The sequence below is a fragment of the Enterobacter cloacae complex sp. 2024EL-00214 genome (assembly GCF_043945575.1).
In the GTDB taxonomy this organism is placed as follows: domain Bacteria; phylum Pseudomonadota; class Gammaproteobacteria; order Enterobacterales; family Enterobacteriaceae; genus Enterobacter; species Enterobacter cloacae_P.
Genome location: NZ_JBIMRC010000001.1, coordinates 283,263 through 298,419 on the forward strand (window position 1 = coordinate 283,263; position 15,157 = coordinate 298,419).

The following is a 15,157-nucleotide window of genomic DNA, read 5'->3' on the forward strand; positions in this document are numbered from 1 at the left end:
ACCGAATACGATTCCTGTATTCGGTCCAGGGAAATGGCTCTTGGGAGAGAGCCGTGCGCTAAAAGTTGGCATTAATGCAGGCTAAAATCGCCTTGCCTTTTAAGAATAGATGACGACGCCAGGTTTTCCAGTCCACAGTTAAAGCGGCCTGAAAAAAAGCGTCAGAGCATCATTAAATGTGAAAAACCGCAGTGCTTTCGCAAGCATCTGCGGTTTTTTATTGGAAACCAGAACGCTAGCAGAGCTTATCGGCACGCTCGATAAACGGTACCAGGCTCATCTTCTGCCCCGGTTTCGCCGGGTCATCAATCTGGATCACGCTTATCGGCTGCCCGCTGCTCTTACCGCTGGCCACCTGCTGCTCAGCGATATCGTTTAACGGGTATTGCACCAGCGTGCTTGGGTTGATCGCATACAACGCATGCCCTGGACGACAGGTCAGCATGACCTCTTCACGATCGAAAGCCCATTTGTCCTTACCCACTTCAAAACGGCTGACGGTAATAACCTGCGGTGCCGCCAGGGCACTCCCCGCGCAGGCCAGCAATAAGAGAGAAAGTACTGTCTTTTTCATATGATATTTAACCTTGTCAAAAGGGTTCCCAGGTCGCAAACAGACTGACCGTTGCCAGAACCAGCGCACCCAGCACCACCTCTGCCTGTGTCATTCTGATAAAAAGCTGTTGTTCTCGCCCGGTTTCAGGACGAAATCGTGGCACCAGAAAATACCGATTCATCAGCGCAATTACCACCATCAATGCCACCAGCGCACATTTGAACAACAGAAGCTGTACGTAGCCCGTATGCCAGGGGACATTGACACCCAGAATAAAGAGCGCATTGATAATGCCAGAGAGCACCACTCCTGCGACGGCGTAATGCCCAACACGAGAGAAGCGCATCATGGTGTAGATTGCGGCGGTCTGCCAGCGCCCTTTCGCCAGGCGCATGCAAAACAACAGCGGCAATAATCCGCCCAGCCAGGTGGCTGCACATAGCAGGTGAATCGCGTGGTTGAGACGCTGTAATGTCCCCGACGCACCTTCATGCATCGCTGCGTGCCCTACGCCCGCCAGCAGGACAAACTGCCCCATCGCGAGCAACAGCAATCGCGCCCCTTTTTGCGGGGCCAGCCATGCCGCACCGGCCGTGACCATCGCCAGAATTATCTGCCACAGCCAGATACTGCCAAACCGCGTCGTGGCGACGACATGCCAGGTATCAGGGCGCAGCACATCCTCCCAGCCATTGCCCATCAACCCGCCCTGAAGGCCATACATCAGGACCGCGGTAGCCAGGCTAACGAGCGCCGCGGTTTTTTGCTGCAACTGAAAGCGTCGTGTCATCAGGCGATGCAGTGAAAACGGAGCAAGCCAGGTGCTGTATAGCGCATTACCAAAAATCAGCATCAGCGCGCCAAAGTGGATAAAGCGCAACGCCACATCAATCGGTAGCAACATACTATTTCACGCTAAAGTGGTAGCTGCCTTTGGTTTTGTGGCCGTCCACAGAGACCACATGCCAGTCAACCTGATAAGTCCCTGCACTCAGTGTTTGTTCCAGTGGAACAATAAGCTGAGCCTTGTCCTTTTCATTACGCTTAACCGCACCGGTTTTGATAGCCTGCTGTTGTGCATCGGTTACTACCACACCGCTAAACCCCGGTTCAATGCCCTCGGAGAAATTCAGCGTAAGAACCTGCGGAGCCGCCACCTGGGTATCTGCTGCCGGTGATTGTTGTTTAAGGTGAGCATGCGCCAGCACAGAGGGCGTCATTGCTGAAGAGAGCAGAAAAGCCAGTGCGCAAACCGCGCGGGAAGTGGATAAGCTCATCGCAATTATTCCTTTTTGTTATGCCTGTGTAGTAAAGAATAACTCTGTATAATAAACGAGTCGAGGATCATCCTGCCTGCACTTGTCATCGTCGGGCAATCGCGGTAACGTTGCCGCCGCATAAAAAGGAGAAGGTAATGAAGATCAATCTGGCCGCCCTTCCTCAGGACGAGATGGACAAAGTGAATGTCGATCTCGCTGCCGCTGGCGTTGCATTTAAAGAGCGTTACAACATGCCCATCGTGGCAGAAGTGGTTGAACGTGAGCAACCTGCCCACCTGCGTGACTGGTTTCGCGAACGCTTAATTACGCACCGTCTCGCCTCCGTCAATCTCTCGCGTTTGCCGTACGAACCTAAAGTTAAATAAGCTTAACGAGCCGTTACATTTCCTTACGCTGATTATGGCAGGATAAGAAAACCCTGATTAAATTAGGTGTATTCTTAAATCCCTGCGACTCAGTGTATAAGGAAGTCACGATGTCACGATGGAATATTGCGGCAGCTCAGTATGCCGGGCAGCACCACAGTGTAGATGACCATGTCGAACACCATCTCCGTTTCATTGAAGAAGCGGCACGGCAGCAATGCGATTTGCTGGTGTTTCCTGAACTCTCGTTAACCGGCCCGGGGACAACGACTTTACCTGCCCCACCCGGCGATCGGCAGCTGGAACCTCTGCTTGCCGCCGCACAGTTCCACCGCATTACCGTCATTGCGGGGATCACACTTGATCTTCAAGGCCAACGCCAGAAAGGGCTCGTCCTTTTTACGCCGTACCACGATGGCATTCTGCGATATCCTCAGGGTAACGGTGCAAGCCTGATCCCCGGCGAGAAACAGCTCACCATCATTGATACACAGTCAGACTCCCCGAATCTTGACCCTCAGGCAACCTTGTTTACCAGCTGTCAGGCCGTGGGGGAAAACCGCTGGCGGCAGTCCATCAGTATGCTGCAGCGCTTTGCACATAAGTATGCCATCGCGGTGTTAATGGCCAATGCCCGTAGCGGTAGCGCACTGTGGGATGAAAAAGGTCAGTTGATCGTGCGTGCGGATAAAGGCGAGCTGTTATTAACCGGCTCTCTGGGCCGACAGGGTTGGCAAGGCGATATCATTCCATTAGGCTAAGCGTTTTATGGTCAGGAGCGATCAATGCTGCGCGTCATCGATACCGAAACTTGCGATCTCCAGGGCGGAATAGTGGAAGTGGCCTCTGTCGACGTTGTTGACGGGAAGATAGTCAACCCTATGAGCCACCTGGTGCGTCCGGACCGTCCAATTAGTCCGCAGGCGATGGCCATCCACCGTATTACGGAGTCTATGGTGGCAGACAAGCCGTGGATTGAAGAGGTCATTCCCCACTATTACGGTAGCCCGTGGTATGTTGCGCATAACGCCAGTTTTGACCGCCGGGTATTGCCGGAAATGCCCGGGGAGTGGATCTGCACCATGAAGCTGGCGCGCCGCCTGTGGCCAGGGATCAAATACAGCAACATGGCGCTGTATAAATCCCGCAAGCTCAGCGTCAGAACGCCGGAAGGGTTACATCACCACCGCGCCCTGTACGACTGCTATATCACCGCCGCGCTGCTGATTGACATCATGAATACATCTGGCTGGACGCCGGATGATATGGCCACGATTACCGGACGTCCCGCATTGTTGACGACCTTTACCTTTGGTAAATACCGCGGCAAAGCGGTTTCCGATATCGCGGATAAAGATCCGGGCTATTTGCGCTGGCTGTACAACAACCTGGACAAAATGAGCCCGGAGCTCCGCTTAACACTGAAGCACTATCTGGGTGACGCCTAACGTTCGGCACGGCCTGGCAGCGTATCCTGCGCCAGGCCAATCAGGAAGGCATACTCCAGCGCAACCCCTTCGTAGGATTTAAACCGCCCCGATTTTCCCCCGTGTCCGGAATCCATATCCGTGCACAATAGCAACAGGTTATCGTCGGTTTTCAGTTCACGGAGTTTTGCTACCCATTTCGCGGGTTCCCAATATTGCACTTGCGAATCATGCAGGCCAGTGGTCACCAGCAAATGCGGGTAGGCTTTCGCCTCTACGTTGTCATAAGGGCTGTACGTTTTCATATAGCGATAATACACATCGTCCTGCGGATTACCCCACTCCTCGAATTCACCCGTCGTTAACGGAATGGATTCATCCAGCATGGTGGTCACCACATCCACAAAAGGAACCTGCGCCACAATGCCTTTGAAGCGTTCAGGACGCTGATTAATGACCGCCCCCATCAGCATCCCACCGGCACTGCCGCCCATACCAAAGCAGAGCGTCGGATCGCCATAACCTTGATCCACCAGCGCATCACAAACATCGAGATAATCATTGAAGGTATTTTTCTTTTTCAGGAACTTACCGTCTTCATACCAGTGGTGACCCAGTTCCCCACCGCCGCGCACATGGGCGATAGCAAAAACAAACCCACGATCGAGCAGGCTCAGCCTGCTGCTGCTGAAGTCCGCGTCCATACTGGAGCCGTAGGATCCGTAGCCGTATACCAGGATCGGATTTTTACCTTTCCGGAAATGTTCCTGCCGGTACACCAGTGACACCGGTACCTCCACTCCATCGCGGGCGATTACCCACAGGTGTTCACTGCGGTATTTCTCCGCGTCGAAACCCGCTACTTCCACCTGTTTAATCACCTGCCGCTGCCCGGTGTCCATATCCAGTTCAAACAATGTGTCTGGCGTGGTCATCGATGAGTAGCCGTAGCGCAGCCGCGATGATTCCGGTTCGGGGTTAAAACCAATCCACGTTACATAGGCCGGATCGTCGAACGCAATCCCCACCACTTCACGCGTTTTGCGGTTAATTTGTCGCAGGCTGGTCAGCCCCCGCTGACGCTCCTCCACCACCAGCCAGTTGGTGAAGAGCGTAAATCCTTCGAGCATCACCTGTTCCCGGGCGGGAATTAAGACCTCCCATTTGTGCTCATCACGTACTTTGGTCTTATAGAGGCCAAAGTTTTTGCCTTCACGGTTAGAACGCAAATAAAAGCTGTGCTGGAAGTGATCCAGGCTGTACTCATGATCTTTGCGACGCGGCAGAAAACAGAGCGGCTGCGCATCGGGCAGTTCGGCATCCAGCAGCAAGACTTCAGAGGTGGTCGCGCTGGCGAGCGAAATGATGACGTAGCGGCGCGACGAGGTTTTATGCAGGCTAACGTAAAACGTATCGTCTTTCTCTTCATACACCAGTTCATCATCAGAGGAAGCCGTGCCCACGGTGTGACGCCATACCTGCCAGGGCAGTAAGGTCAAAGCATGCTTTTTGACGTAATAGACCGTTTCAGAGTCGTTCGCCCAGACAAAATCCGGTGAGACATTCTCCAGCGTTTCTGGATACCAGTTCCCCGTCTCCAGGTTACGGAAACGCAGTCCGTACTGGCGGCGAGAGAGGTAATCTTCCGCCAGCGCCATAATGGCGTTATCAGGTGAGACAGACATGCCACCCAGTGTATAAAACTCGCTGTGGGCCGCGCGCTGGTTAGCGTCAAGCAGGGTTTCCCAGTCATCCCACTCGGCACTTAACACCGGCTGTCGCTGATAGACAGGATATTCATTGCCGGGGTCATAGCGGTGGCGGTAACGGTAGCCATTTTTGGTCCAGGGCGCAGAAATGTCGCGCTGGGGGATGCGTTGCACCATCTCACTCAGCAGTTGATCCTGCAGCGCCTGCTGGCTGGACATGACCTTCCGGCCATACTCATTTTCCTGGTGCAGATAGTCGAGCACATCTGGCTGAGCGCGCGAATCGTCCCGCAGCCAGTAATAGTTATCTATACGTGTATCGCCATGCATGGTGATCGCATAGGGCGTACGTCGGGCTTTCGGTGGCATGTCATGTTTCTTTTGAGTTTCACACCCTATAAGGTTGGCAAAACGCACACATCATGCAAGCGAAACATGGCCTCCACTCGCAGAAAGACGCATTCTCTGGCTGGCTAAATTTCTTACCGGTCTCCCGGCTCCCGGAACAAGACAGACGCAAACGTTTTCGTTTATACTGCGCGCAACTTTTTCAGGGGGATTGTTATGACTCGTTTAGGAACCGCGCTGCGACCTGCAGCGACGCGCGTAATGCTGCTAGGATCGGGAGAACTGGGAAAAGAGGTTGCCATTGAGTGCCAGCGCTTAGGCGTTGAAGTCATCGCGGTTGATCGTTATGCAGATGCCCCTGCGATGCACGTAGCCCACCGCGCTCATGTGATTAACATGCTGGATGGCGACGCCCTGCACGCCCTGATTACCAAAGAAAAACCGGATTTCGTGGTACCGGAAATCGAAGCCATTGCTACCGATATGCTGATTGCCCTTGAGCAGGAAGGTCAACGCGTAGTGCCCTGTGCAAAAGCGGCGAAGCTGACCATGAACCGTGAAGGTATTCGCCGTCTGGCGGCTGAAGAGCTGCAACTCCCCACCTCCAGCTACCGTTTTGCTGGTAACAAAGCCGAATTCCTTCAGGCCGTCAACGAGATTGGCTACCCGTGCATCATTAAGCCGGTAATGAGCTCCTCCGGTAAAGGGCAAAGCTTTATCCGCAACAGTAGCACGCTGGATAAGGCCTGGGACTATGCGCAACAGGGTGGCCGCGCCGGTGCCGGGCGCGTGATTGTCGAAGGTGTGGTTAAGTTTGATTTCGAAATCACCCTGCTCACCGTCAGCGCCGTGGATGGCGTTCATTTCTGCGACCCGATTGGTCACCGTCAGGAAGATGGCGATTATCGTGAATCCTGGCAGCCGCAGCAGATGAGCCCTCTGGCCCTGGAACGTGCGCAGGAAATAGCCCGTAAGACGGTGCTGGCGCTGGGCGGTTACGGCCTGTTCGGTGTGGAGCTGTTTGTCTGCGGTGATGAGGTCATTTTCAGTGAAGTCTCCCCTCGCCCGCACGATACTGGCATGGTGACCCTGATCTCACAGGATCTCTCTGAGTTCGCCCTGCATGTGCGTGCCTTCCTCGGCCTGCCTGTCGGTGGTATTCGTCAGTACGGCCCGGCGGCATCGGCGGTGATCCTGCCGCAGTTGACCAGCCAGAACGTCACCTTCGATAACGTTGAAGGTGCCGTCGGCGCAGGTTTGCAGGTCAGGTTGTTCGGTAAACCGGAAATCGACGGTTCACGTCGTCTTGGCGTGGCGTTAGCGACGGGTGAGAATATAGATGATGCCGTGGCAAGAGCCAAAACGGCCGCCGCGAATGTCAACGTAGCAGGATAAAAAAACGGGCCAGAAGGCCCGTTTTTCATTCGACTACACGCTTACTGCTTAGCACCTTCAACTGCTTCACGAGCCAGTTTCGTAATGCGATCCCAGTCACCGGCTTCCAGCGCGTCAGCCGGAACCAGCCATGAACCACCGATGCACAGCACGCTTTTCAGCGCCAGGTAGTCACGGTAGTTCGCCGGAGAGATACCGCCGGTTGGGCAGAAACGAACCTGAGAGAATGGACCGGCAATGGCCTGCAGCGCTTTGGTGCCGCCGTTCGCTTCTGCCGGGAAGAATTTGAACTCTTTCAGACCGTAGTCCATGCCCAGCATCAGTTCAGACACGGTGCTGATACCAGGGATCAGCGGAATAGAACCTTCGGTTGCGGCTTTCAGCAGAGGCTCCGTCAGACCCGGGCTGATCGCGAACTGTGCGCCTGCTTCGGTCACTTCAGCCAGCTGCTGCGCGTTCAGAACAGTCCCCGCACCGATGATCGCGTCCGGTACTTCTTTGGCGATAGCGCGGATAGCGTCCATCGCACAGGCGGTACGCAGAGTCACTTCCAGAACGCGAACCCCACCTGCAACCAGCGCTTTCGCCATCGGTACAGCGTGCTCCAGTTTATTTACCACAATAACCGGCACGACAGGGCCAGTGGTCAGGATTGCTTCTGCACTTGTTTTCCAGTTTTTCATCAGAGTTTTCTCTCGCCAGATCGATAAAATCAAGTCGTCTTAAAACGTAATACAGGTTGCGCCCTGCTCCGCGCCGGAGAGTTTCTCACGCAGCGCACTAAACATTTCGCGTCCGGTACCCACACGCGACGCGCTAAGGTCAGGAATATGTGGCTTACGTGCTGCCAGCTCTGCTTCATCCACCAGCAGGGTTAACTCGCCTGTCTGACCGTTGACGCGGATCATGTCGCCATCGCGAACTTTCGCCAGCAGGCCGCCGTCGTAAGCTTCAGGGGTCACGTGGATCGCTGAAGGCACTTTACCTGATGCCCCAGAAAGGCGTCCATCGGTCACCAACGCAATTTTGAAACAGCGGTCCAATAATACACCAAGTGGCGGCATAAGTTTATGCAATTCTGGCATCCCGTTGGCTTTTGGCCCCTGGTGGCGCACCACCACCACGCAATCTTTGTCGAGCAGGCCAGCGTCAAAGGCTGGTAACACGTCGTGCTGGCTTTCAAACACCACCGCCGGCGCTTCGATAATCTGATTCTCTTCCGGTACGGCAGACGTTTTCATTACTGCACGACCCAGGTTACCGCTCAGCACTTTGGTACCACCGTGGTGAGAGAACGGTTTGTCGATGGTGGCGATAACCTGCGCATCGAGGGACGCGCTCGCGCCTTCACGCCAGTCCAGCTCGCCGTTGTTCAGCCACGGCTCCAGGGTGTAGCGCTGCAGACCAAAGCCCGCCACAGTGTTCACATCTTCATGCAGCAGACCGCCTTTGAGCAGTTCACACATCAGAACCGGCACGCCACCGGCTGCCTGGAAGTGGTTAATGTCCGCCGGGCCATTCGGGTACAGACGCGCCATCAGCGGTACAACAGCAGAAATATCGGAGAAATCGTCCCAGTTGATCAGGATGCCCGCCGCGCGTGCCATCGCTACCAGGTGCATGGTGTGGTTGGTTGAACCACCGGTTGCCAGCAGCGCGACAATTCCGTTAACAACGACTTTTTCGTCGATCATTTTACCCAGAGGCAGCCACTCGCTGCCGTTACCGGTCAAACGCGTCACCTGGCGGGCAGCGGCTTCAGTCAGCGCCTGACGCAGCGGAGCATCCGGCTGGATAAAGGACGAACCTGGCAGCTGCATCCCCATAAACTCCACCACCATCTGGTTGGTGTTGGCCGTACCGTAGAAGGTGCAGGTCCCCGGCGCGTGGTAAGAGGCGGCTTCCGCTTCCAGCAGCGCCTGACGGTCTGCTTTGCCTTCAGCATACAGCTGTCGAATACGTACTTTTTCTTTGTTTGGCAGGCCGCTGCTCATTGGACCTGACGGCACAAAAATTGCGGGCAGATGACCAAACGACAGTGCCGCCATCGCCAGCCCCGGGACTATCTTGTCACACACGCCCAGGTACAGCGCACCATCGAACATGTTGTGAGACAAGCCAACCGCCGCAGACATCGCAATCACTTCGCGGCTCAGCAGAGACAGCTCCATTCCGTCCTGACCCTGGGTTACACCGTCGCACATCGCTGGCACACCACCAGCGACCTGACCGACTGCATTCACGCTGTGCAGCGCTTTACGGATGATATCCGGGTAAACCTCATACGGCTGGTGCGCGGAAAGCATATCGTTATAGGAGGTAATAATGGCGATATTGTTACGCAGCATGCTTTTCAGCGAGGCTTTATCATCGGGTTGGCAGGCGGCAAAGCCGTGGGCCAGGTTACCGCAGGCCAGCTGAGAGCGGTGGACAGTGTTACTCTTTGCCTGTTCAATCCGGGCGAGGTAGGCCGAGCGCGTCTCTTTTGAGCGCTCGATAATGCGTTTTGTTACGCGTAACAATACAGGATTCATAAAAGCTCCTCTAATTTATCTGTCCGTGCTCGGGAGTTTACAAAGTTGCTGGCAGTTGTTAACAACGCTGAAACGCTTGCTGTCCGGAGCCCAGGGGCAAAATCACTTCCGGCAGTGTAATAAAAAAAGCTCCGCGGGTGAATCCACGCGGAGCTTAAAAGATTAAAAATTATGCGACTAACTGTGCCAGATCATGTTACCGGTAAAATAACACCTCTGGGTTAGTGGATAATCTTACTCAAACTCGTTCCATGAGCGACCATCACGGGTGATCATCGCAACCGATGCGACCGGCCCCCAGGTCCCCGCCTGATACGGTTTTGGCACATCCTGATCGGCAGCCCAGGCTTCGGTGATGGAGTCGACCCATTTCCACGCCTCTTCCACTTCATCGCGACGCACGAACAGCGCCTGGATACCACGCATGGTTTCCAGCAGCAGACGCTCGTAAGCATCAGCCAGGTGCGTCTGGTTGAAGGTTTCGGAATAACTCAGATCCAGCTTGGTGGTCTGCAGGTTGTGCTTGTGATCCAGGCCTGGGACTTTGTTCAGGATCTGAATATCCACACCTTCGTCCGGCTGCAGACGGATGGTCAGTTTGTTCTGCGGCAGTTCCTGCCAGGACTCTTTGAACAGGTTCAGTTCCGGGTTTTTGAAGTACACAACCACTTCAGAGCATTTGGCTGGCAGACGTTTACCGGTACGCAGATAGAACGGAACACCCGCCCAGCGCCAGTCGTCGATATCCACACGGATCGCCACAAACGTCTCTGTGTTGCTGGATTTGTTCGCACCCTCTTCTTCCAGATAGCCCGGTACTTTTTTACCCTGTGCAAACCCGGCGGTGTACTGACCGCGAACGGTTTTCTCACGTACATTTGAACGGTCAATGCGGCGCAGTGATTTCAGGACTTTCACTTTGGCATCGCGGATGCTGTCAGCCGTCAGATCGGATGGCGGAGACATCGCAATCATGCACAGGATTTGCAGCAGGTGGTTCTGGATCATGTCGCGCATCTGACCGGCCTGGTCAAAGTAACCCCAGCGACCTTCAATGCCCACCTCTTCGGCCACGGTAATTTCCACATGGTCGATAGTGCGGTTATCCCAGTTGTTTACAAACAGGGAGTTAGCAAAACGCAGCGCCAGCAGGTTCAGTACCGTCTCTTTACCCAGGTAATGGTCAATGCGGTACACCTGACACTCTTCGAAGTATTCGCCCACCTGGTCGTTAATTTCGCGTGAGGTCGACAGAGATGTACCCAGCGGTTTTTCCATAACCACGCGTGCTGGTTTGTTATTCAGTTTTGCCTCGCCCAGCCCTTTGCAGATTGCGCCGAAGGTGCTTGGCGGCATGGCGAAATAGTTAATGGTGACACGGTTTTTCTGATCCAGCATTTCACCTAAACGGGTGAACGCGCTGACGTCGTTAACGTCCAGGTTGCAGAAATCAAGACGGCCACTCAGGGTATCCCACAAACTTTCATCAATTTTCTCTTTCATGAAAGTTTCGAGCGCCTCGCGCACCACTTTGGTATAAGCGTCCTTGTCCCAGTCGGCGCGCCCTACACCCAGGATACGGGTATCCGGATGGAGTTGGCCCGCTTTCTCCAGTTGATACAGGGAAGGCAGCAATTTACGGCGTGCAAGATCGCCTTTCGCGCCGAAAATGACCAGGTCACATGCCTGGGCTGTTTGCGTTACCGCCATGTCATTCTCCTCAGTTGGATAACCTGGTGCTTCTGCCAGGTATCGTTGTAATTTTATTACAATGCACTGTACTGCTTTTACGTCATTCCCGAAACCATTAGCGCTTAACGTCACGTGCGATACGGTGATTTTTGACCTGCCAAACGCATGCGGCACGGCAATAACGCGAAAACCGATGATTCTTTGTTCTGTCCGGCCACGGTAAAACCCGACATCGATCAAGTAATGAAAAAAAACAACAACATTTCTTGTCGACTGTTACCCTTTAAGAAACCACAGGGGTAATATCGGCTAAATCGAATCATGATTTCATCAATCAATGAAATCGTTTCCACCCATGAGCGCCTTGTTAACGATGAACATGCTGGAAAAAATCCAGTTTCAACTGGAACACCTTAGCAAATCCGAGCGAAAAGTGGCCGAAGTTATTCTCGCCTCCCCCGCTCAGGCGATTCATTCAAGCATCGCCGCTCTGGCACAGGAATCGGGCGTCAGCGAACCGACGGTAAATCGATTCTGCCGCAGCCTGGAAACGCGCGGTTTCCCTGATTTTAAACTGCATCTGGCCCAAAGTCTGGCAAACGGCACGCCCTATGTTAATCGCAATGTGGATGAAGACGACAGCGTAGATGCATACACGGCGAAAATATTTGAGTCGGCAATGGCCACGCTTGACCACGTCCGCCAGTCGCTGGATATGAGCTCGGTAAATCGCGCGGTCGATTTACTGACGCAGGCCAAGCGTATTGCCTTCTTCGGTCTCGGGTCGTCAGCAGCTGTGGCACATGATGCCATGAACAAGTTCTTCCGCTTTAACGTTCCGGTGATTTATTCCGATGACATTGTGCTGCAACGCATGAGCTGTATGAATTGTAGCGAAGATGATGTTGTGGTGCTTATCTCGCACACGGGTCGTACCAAGAGTCAGGTTGAACTGGCACAGCTGGCGCGTGAAAACGATGCCATGGTGATCGCCCTGACGACGGCGGGCACACCGCTGGCGCGAGAAGCGACGCTCGCCATCACTCTGGATGTGCCTGAAGACACGGACATGTATATGCCGATGGTGTCTCGTCTGGCGCAGCTTACGGTGATTGACGTGCTGGCAACCGGTTTTACCTTACGCCGGGGCACAAAATTCAGAGATAACTTGAAGCGTGTCAAAGAAGCGCTCAAGGAATCGCGTTTTGATAAAGAATTGCTCATAAAGAGTGATGTTCCCTAATAACTAAGATGTAAACGATTTACGGCATTCGGTCCCCTCTCTGTTGCTTTGCAGCAGAAGAAGGCCGATTCAATGTTCACGCAACACCAAAGTTGTTTCAGTCAACGGAGTATTACATGTCCAGAAGGCTTCGCAGAACCAAGATCGTAACCACCTTAGGCCCGGCTACCGATCGCGATAATAACCTTGAAAAAATTATCGCCGCTGGTGCCAACGTGGTGCGTATGAACTTCTCTCACGGTACGCCAGAAGACCATAAATTACGTGCTGATAAAGTGCGCGAAATCGCGGCCAAACTGGGTCGCCATGTTGCTATCCTCGGTGACCTGCAAGGTCCCAAAATTCGCGTATCCACCTTTAAAGAAGGCAAAGTTTTCCTCAATATCGGTGATAAATTCTTGCTGGATGCCAACCTGGGCAAAGGCGAAGGCGATAAAGAGAAAGTCGGTATCGACTATAAAGGTCTGCCGGCTGACGTGGTGCCTGGCGACATCCTGCTGCTCGACGACGGTCGCGTACAGCTGAAAGTGCTGGACGTTCAGGGAATGAAGGTGTTCACCGAAGTGACCGTCGGTGGTCCGCTTTCTAACAACAAAGGGATCAACAAACTCGGCGGTGGCCTCTCTGCAGAAGCGCTGACCGAAAAAGACAAAGCGGATATCGTAACCGCTGCGCTGATTGGGGTTGATTACCTGGCCGTCTCCTTCCCGCGCTGCGGCGAAGATCTGAACTATGCACGCCGTCTGGCTCGCGATGCCGGTTGTGATGCGAAAATCGTGGCCAAAGTTGAACGTGCTGAAGCCGTTTGCGACCAGGACGCAATGGACGACGTGATCCTGGCGTCTGACGTGGTCATGGTTGCCCGTGGTGACCTGGGTGTGGAAATTGGCGACCCGGAACTGGTCGGTATCCAGAAAGCACTGATTCGCCGCGCACGTCAGTTGAACCGCGCCGTGATCACCGCGACCCAGATGATGGAGTCCATGATCACCAACCCAATGCCAACCCGTGCAGAAGTGATGGACGTGGCCAACGCCGTGCTGGACGGTACCGATGCCGTGATGCTGTCCGCAGAAACAGCGGCGGGTCAGTACCCGGCAGAAACCGTCGCCGCAATGGCGCGCGTATGCCTGGGTGCTGAAAAGATCCCAAGCATTAACGTCTCTAAGCACCGTCTGGATGTACAGTTCGACAATGTGGAAGAAGCGATTGCGATGTCCGCCATGTATGCGGCTAACCACCTGAAAGGCGTTACGGCGATCATCACCATGACCGAATCTGGCCGTACCGCGCTGATGACTTCCCGTATCAGCTCCGGCCTGCCAATCTTCGCCATGTCCCGCCACGAGCGCACCCTGAACCTGACAGCGCTGTATCGCGGCGTCACGCCAGTTCACTTCGACAGTGCCTGTGACGGTGTTGCGGCGGCGACTGATGCGGTTAACCTGCTGCGTGATAAGGGCTATCTGGTATCCGGTGATATTGTCATCGTGACGCAAGGCGACGTGATGAGCACCATCGGTTCGACTAACACCACACGCGTTATGACAGTCGAGTAATCAAGGCTGGATATGCGCTCCCCTCTCCCTTTCAGGGAGAGGGGATATTTTTTATTTACCCGGGAAAAGCTCTCTACGTTTGTACGGCTCTTTTTCGCCCGGTTTACGCGTTTTGAGCAGCTTCAGTATCCACGTGTATTGCTCTGCATGTGGCCCCACCAGAAGCTCCACCTCTTCGTTCATGCGCCGCGCAATGGTGTTATCGTCGGCAGTCAGCAAGTCATCCATCGGTGGACGCACTTCAATGCTCAGACGATGCGTTTTGCCATCATAAACAGGGAACAGCGGAACAACTCTGGCACGGCAGACTTTCATCAAGCGGCCAATCGCAGGCAGTGTCGCCTTGTAGGTCGCAAAGAAATCGACAAACTCACTGTGCTCAGCACCGTGATCCTGATCCGGCAAATAGTAGCCCCAGTATCCCTGACGCACGGACTGAATAAACGGCTTGATTCCATCGTTACGCGCATGCAGGCGACCACCAAAGCGGCGACGCACGGTATTCCAGACGTAATCAAAGATCTTATTCCCCTGATTATGGAACATCGCCGCCATTTTCTGACCTTGCGATGCCATCAGCATGGCGGGAATATCCACACCCCAGCCATGAGGAACGAGAAAAATCACCTTCTCATCATTGCGACGCATCTCGTCGATGATTTCCAGCCCTTTCCAGTCCACACGATTGAGGATTTTCTCTGGCCCTTTCAGTGCCAGCTCTGCCATCATCGCCATTGCCTGCGGGGCAGTGGTATACATGGCATCAATAATCGCTTCGCGCTCGGCGTCGCTCTTTTCAGGGAAACAGTAATAGAGGTTGATCTGTGCGCGGCGGCGGGCGCTTTTACCCATCCGTCCGGCAAGACGGCCTACCTTTCCCAGCAGAGGATCACGCACGGATGCTGGCAGTAACGCGATACCGGCGAAGGCATATACGCCAAGCCAGGCTCCCCAGTTGCGCGGGTGACGAAACGACGGCTCAAACTCAGGAATATACTCAATGTTATTTTTTTTTGTTTCCATGCTGATTCCAGGGAAGGTAATGCGAA

At 54.2% G+C, this 15,157-nt stretch carries 14 protein-coding genes; 6 read left to right on the forward strand and 8 right to left on the reverse strand.

Features of this window, described 5'->3' with window-relative positions; translation table 11 throughout:
• Nucleotides 1-235: 235 nt before the first annotated feature.
• From ACHHZ6_RS01320 to yobA, 3 genes are read right to left on the reverse strand one after another with little or no spacing between them, the layout of a single operon-like run.
• On the reverse strand, nucleotides 236-574 hold the full coding sequence (locus tag ACHHZ6_RS01320) for a YebY family protein (protein ID WP_182271799.1): 339 nt from the start codon (nucleotides 572-574) through the stop codon (nucleotides 236-238).
• A 16-nt stretch (nucleotides 575-590) separates the two neighbouring features.
• Entirely contained in the window at nucleotides 591-1,460 is an 870-nt protein-coding gene (copD, locus tag ACHHZ6_RS01325; protein ID WP_395121627.1) for a copper homeostasis membrane protein CopD, read from the reverse strand.
• 1 nt (nucleotide 1,461) lies between these two features.
• Nucleotides 1,462-1,833: a CopC domain-containing protein YobA gene (yobA, locus tag ACHHZ6_RS01330; protein ID WP_182271801.1), complete on the reverse strand. Its 372-nt coding sequence runs from the start codon at nucleotides 1,831-1,833 to the stop codon at nucleotides 1,462-1,464.
• Between the two features lie 137 nt (nucleotides 1,834-1,970).
• Between yobA and ACHHZ6_RS01335 the strand changes: the two genes are divergently transcribed.
• From ACHHZ6_RS01335 to exoX, 3 genes are all read left to right on the forward strand, one after another.
• Nucleotides 1,971-2,201 carry a DNA polymerase III subunit theta gene (locus ACHHZ6_RS01335; protein ID WP_182271802.1) on the forward strand — a complete coding sequence of 77 codons (231 nt, stop codon included), beginning with the start codon at nucleotides 1,971-1,973 and terminating at the stop codon, nucleotides 2,199-2,201.
• A 110-nt stretch (nucleotides 2,202-2,311) separates the two neighbouring features.
• On the forward strand, nucleotides 2,312-2,962 hold the full coding sequence (locus ACHHZ6_RS01340) for a carbon-nitrogen hydrolase family protein (protein WP_182271803.1): 651 nt from the start codon (nucleotides 2,312-2,314) through the stop codon (nucleotides 2,960-2,962).
• 24 nt (nucleotides 2,963-2,986) lie between these two features.
• Nucleotides 2,987-3,649: an exodeoxyribonuclease X gene (gene exoX / locus ACHHZ6_RS01345; RefSeq protein ID WP_182271804.1), complete on the forward strand. Its 663-nt coding sequence runs from the start codon at nucleotides 2,987-2,989 to the stop codon at nucleotides 3,647-3,649.
• Here the strand turns inward: exoX and ptrB are convergent.
• On the reverse strand, nucleotides 3,646-5,706 hold the full coding sequence (gene ptrB, locus ACHHZ6_RS01350; RefSeq protein ID WP_395121628.1) for an oligopeptidase B: 2,061 nt from the start codon (nucleotides 5,704-5,706) through the stop codon (nucleotides 3,646-3,648). The genes exoX and ptrB overlap by 4 nt on opposite strands.
• A 195-nt stretch (nucleotides 5,707-5,901) precedes the next feature.
• Between ptrB and purT the strand changes: the two genes are divergently transcribed.
• Entirely contained in the window at nucleotides 5,902-7,080 is a 1,179-nt protein-coding gene (gene purT / locus ACHHZ6_RS01355; RefSeq protein WP_395121629.1) for a formate-dependent phosphoribosylglycinamide formyltransferase, read from the forward strand.
• Between the two features lie 41 nt (nucleotides 7,081-7,121).
• On the opposite strand, the gene kdgA is transcribed toward purT, so the two are convergent.
• From kdgA to zwf, 3 genes are all read right to left on the reverse strand, one after another.
• Entirely contained in the window at nucleotides 7,122-7,763 is a 642-nt protein-coding gene (gene kdgA, locus ACHHZ6_RS01360; RefSeq protein ID WP_006811025.1) for a bifunctional 4-hydroxy-2-oxoglutarate aldolase/2-dehydro-3-deoxy-phosphogluconate aldolase, read from the reverse strand.
• A gap of 39 nt (nucleotides 7,764-7,802) precedes the next feature.
• Nucleotides 7,803-9,614, reverse strand: a complete 1,812-nt coding sequence (edd, locus tag ACHHZ6_RS01365) for a phosphogluconate dehydratase (protein ID WP_395121630.1) — start codon at nucleotides 9,612-9,614, stop codon at nucleotides 7,803-7,805.
• Between the two features lie 234 nt (nucleotides 9,615-9,848).
• Complete coding sequence (gene zwf, locus ACHHZ6_RS01370; protein WP_182271808.1) at nucleotides 9,849-11,324, reverse strand: glucose-6-phosphate dehydrogenase; 1,476 nt, start codon at nucleotides 11,322-11,324, stop codon at nucleotides 9,849-9,851.
• A gap of 355 nt (nucleotides 11,325-11,679) precedes the next feature.
• Here zwf and ACHHZ6_RS01375 point away from each other — a divergent pair, with 355 nt between their 5' ends.
• Entirely contained in the window at nucleotides 11,680-12,549 is an 870-nt protein-coding gene (locus tag ACHHZ6_RS01375) for a MurR/RpiR family transcriptional regulator (RefSeq protein ID WP_182920023.1), read from the forward strand.
• A 116-nt stretch (nucleotides 12,550-12,665) separates the two neighbouring features.
• Nucleotides 12,666-14,108 carry a pyruvate kinase gene (gene pyk / locus ACHHZ6_RS01380; protein WP_182271810.1) on the forward strand — a complete coding sequence of 481 codons (1,443 nt, stop codon included), beginning with the start codon at nucleotides 12,666-12,668 and terminating at the stop codon, nucleotides 14,106-14,108.
• A 51-nt stretch (nucleotides 14,109-14,159) separates the two neighbouring features.
• Here the strand turns inward: pyk and lpxM are convergent, their stop codons facing one another.
• Nucleotides 14,160-15,131, reverse strand: coding sequence for a lauroyl-Kdo(2)-lipid IV(A) myristoyltransferase (gene lpxM / locus ACHHZ6_RS01385; protein ID WP_182271811.1), 972 nt, complete (start codon nucleotides 15,129-15,131; stop codon nucleotides 14,160-14,162).
• Nucleotides 15,132-15,157 lie beyond the last annotated feature (26 nt).

Bases quoted from the DNA above. Each gene is read 5' to 3' on its own strand.
- zwf (WP_182271808.1), bottom strand. From the start codon at position 11,324: ATGGCGGTAACGCAAACAGCCCAGGCATGTGACCTGGTCATTTTCGGC.
- ACHHZ6_RS01320 (WP_182271799.1), bottom strand. From the start codon at position 574: ATGAAAAAGACAGTACTTTCTCTCTTATTGCTGGCCTGCGCGGGGAGT.
- purT (WP_395121629.1), top strand. From the start codon at position 5,902: ATGACTCGTTTAGGAACCGCGCTGCGACCTGCAGCGACGCGCGTAATG.
- yobA (WP_182271801.1), bottom strand. From the start codon at position 1,833: ATGAGCTTATCCACTTCCCGCGCGGTTTGCGCACTGGCTTTTCTGCTC.
- exoX (WP_182271804.1), top strand. From the start codon at position 2,987: ATGCTGCGCGTCATCGATACCGAAACTTGCGATCTCCAGGGCGGAATA.
- pyk (WP_182271810.1), top strand. From the start codon at position 12,666: ATGTCCAGAAGGCTTCGCAGAACCAAGATCGTAACCACCTTAGGCCCG.
- ACHHZ6_RS01335 (WP_182271802.1), top strand. From the start codon at position 1,971: ATGAAGATCAATCTGGCCGCCCTTCCTCAGGACGAGATGGACAAAGTG.
- copD (WP_395121627.1), bottom strand. From the start codon at position 1,460: ATGTTGCTACCGATTGATGTGGCGTTGCGCTTTATCCACTTTGGCGCG.
- ACHHZ6_RS01375 (WP_182920023.1), top strand. From the start codon at position 11,680: ATGAACATGCTGGAAAAAATCCAGTTTCAACTGGAACACCTTAGCAAA.
- lpxM (WP_182271811.1), bottom strand. From the start codon at position 15,131: ATGGAAACAAAAAAAAATAACATTGAGTATATTCCTGAGTTTGAGCCG.
- ACHHZ6_RS01340 (WP_182271803.1), top strand. From the start codon at position 2,312: ATGTCACGATGGAATATTGCGGCAGCTCAGTATGCCGGGCAGCACCAC.
- kdgA (WP_006811025.1), bottom strand. From the start codon at position 7,763: ATGAAAAACTGGAAAACAAGTGCAGAAGCAATCCTGACCACTGGCCCT.
- ptrB (WP_395121628.1), bottom strand. From the start codon at position 5,706: ATGCCACCGAAAGCCCGACGTACGCCCTATGCGATCACCATGCATGGC.
- edd (WP_395121630.1), bottom strand. From the start codon at position 9,614: ATGAATCCTGTATTGTTACGCGTAACAAAACGCATTATCGAGCGCTCA.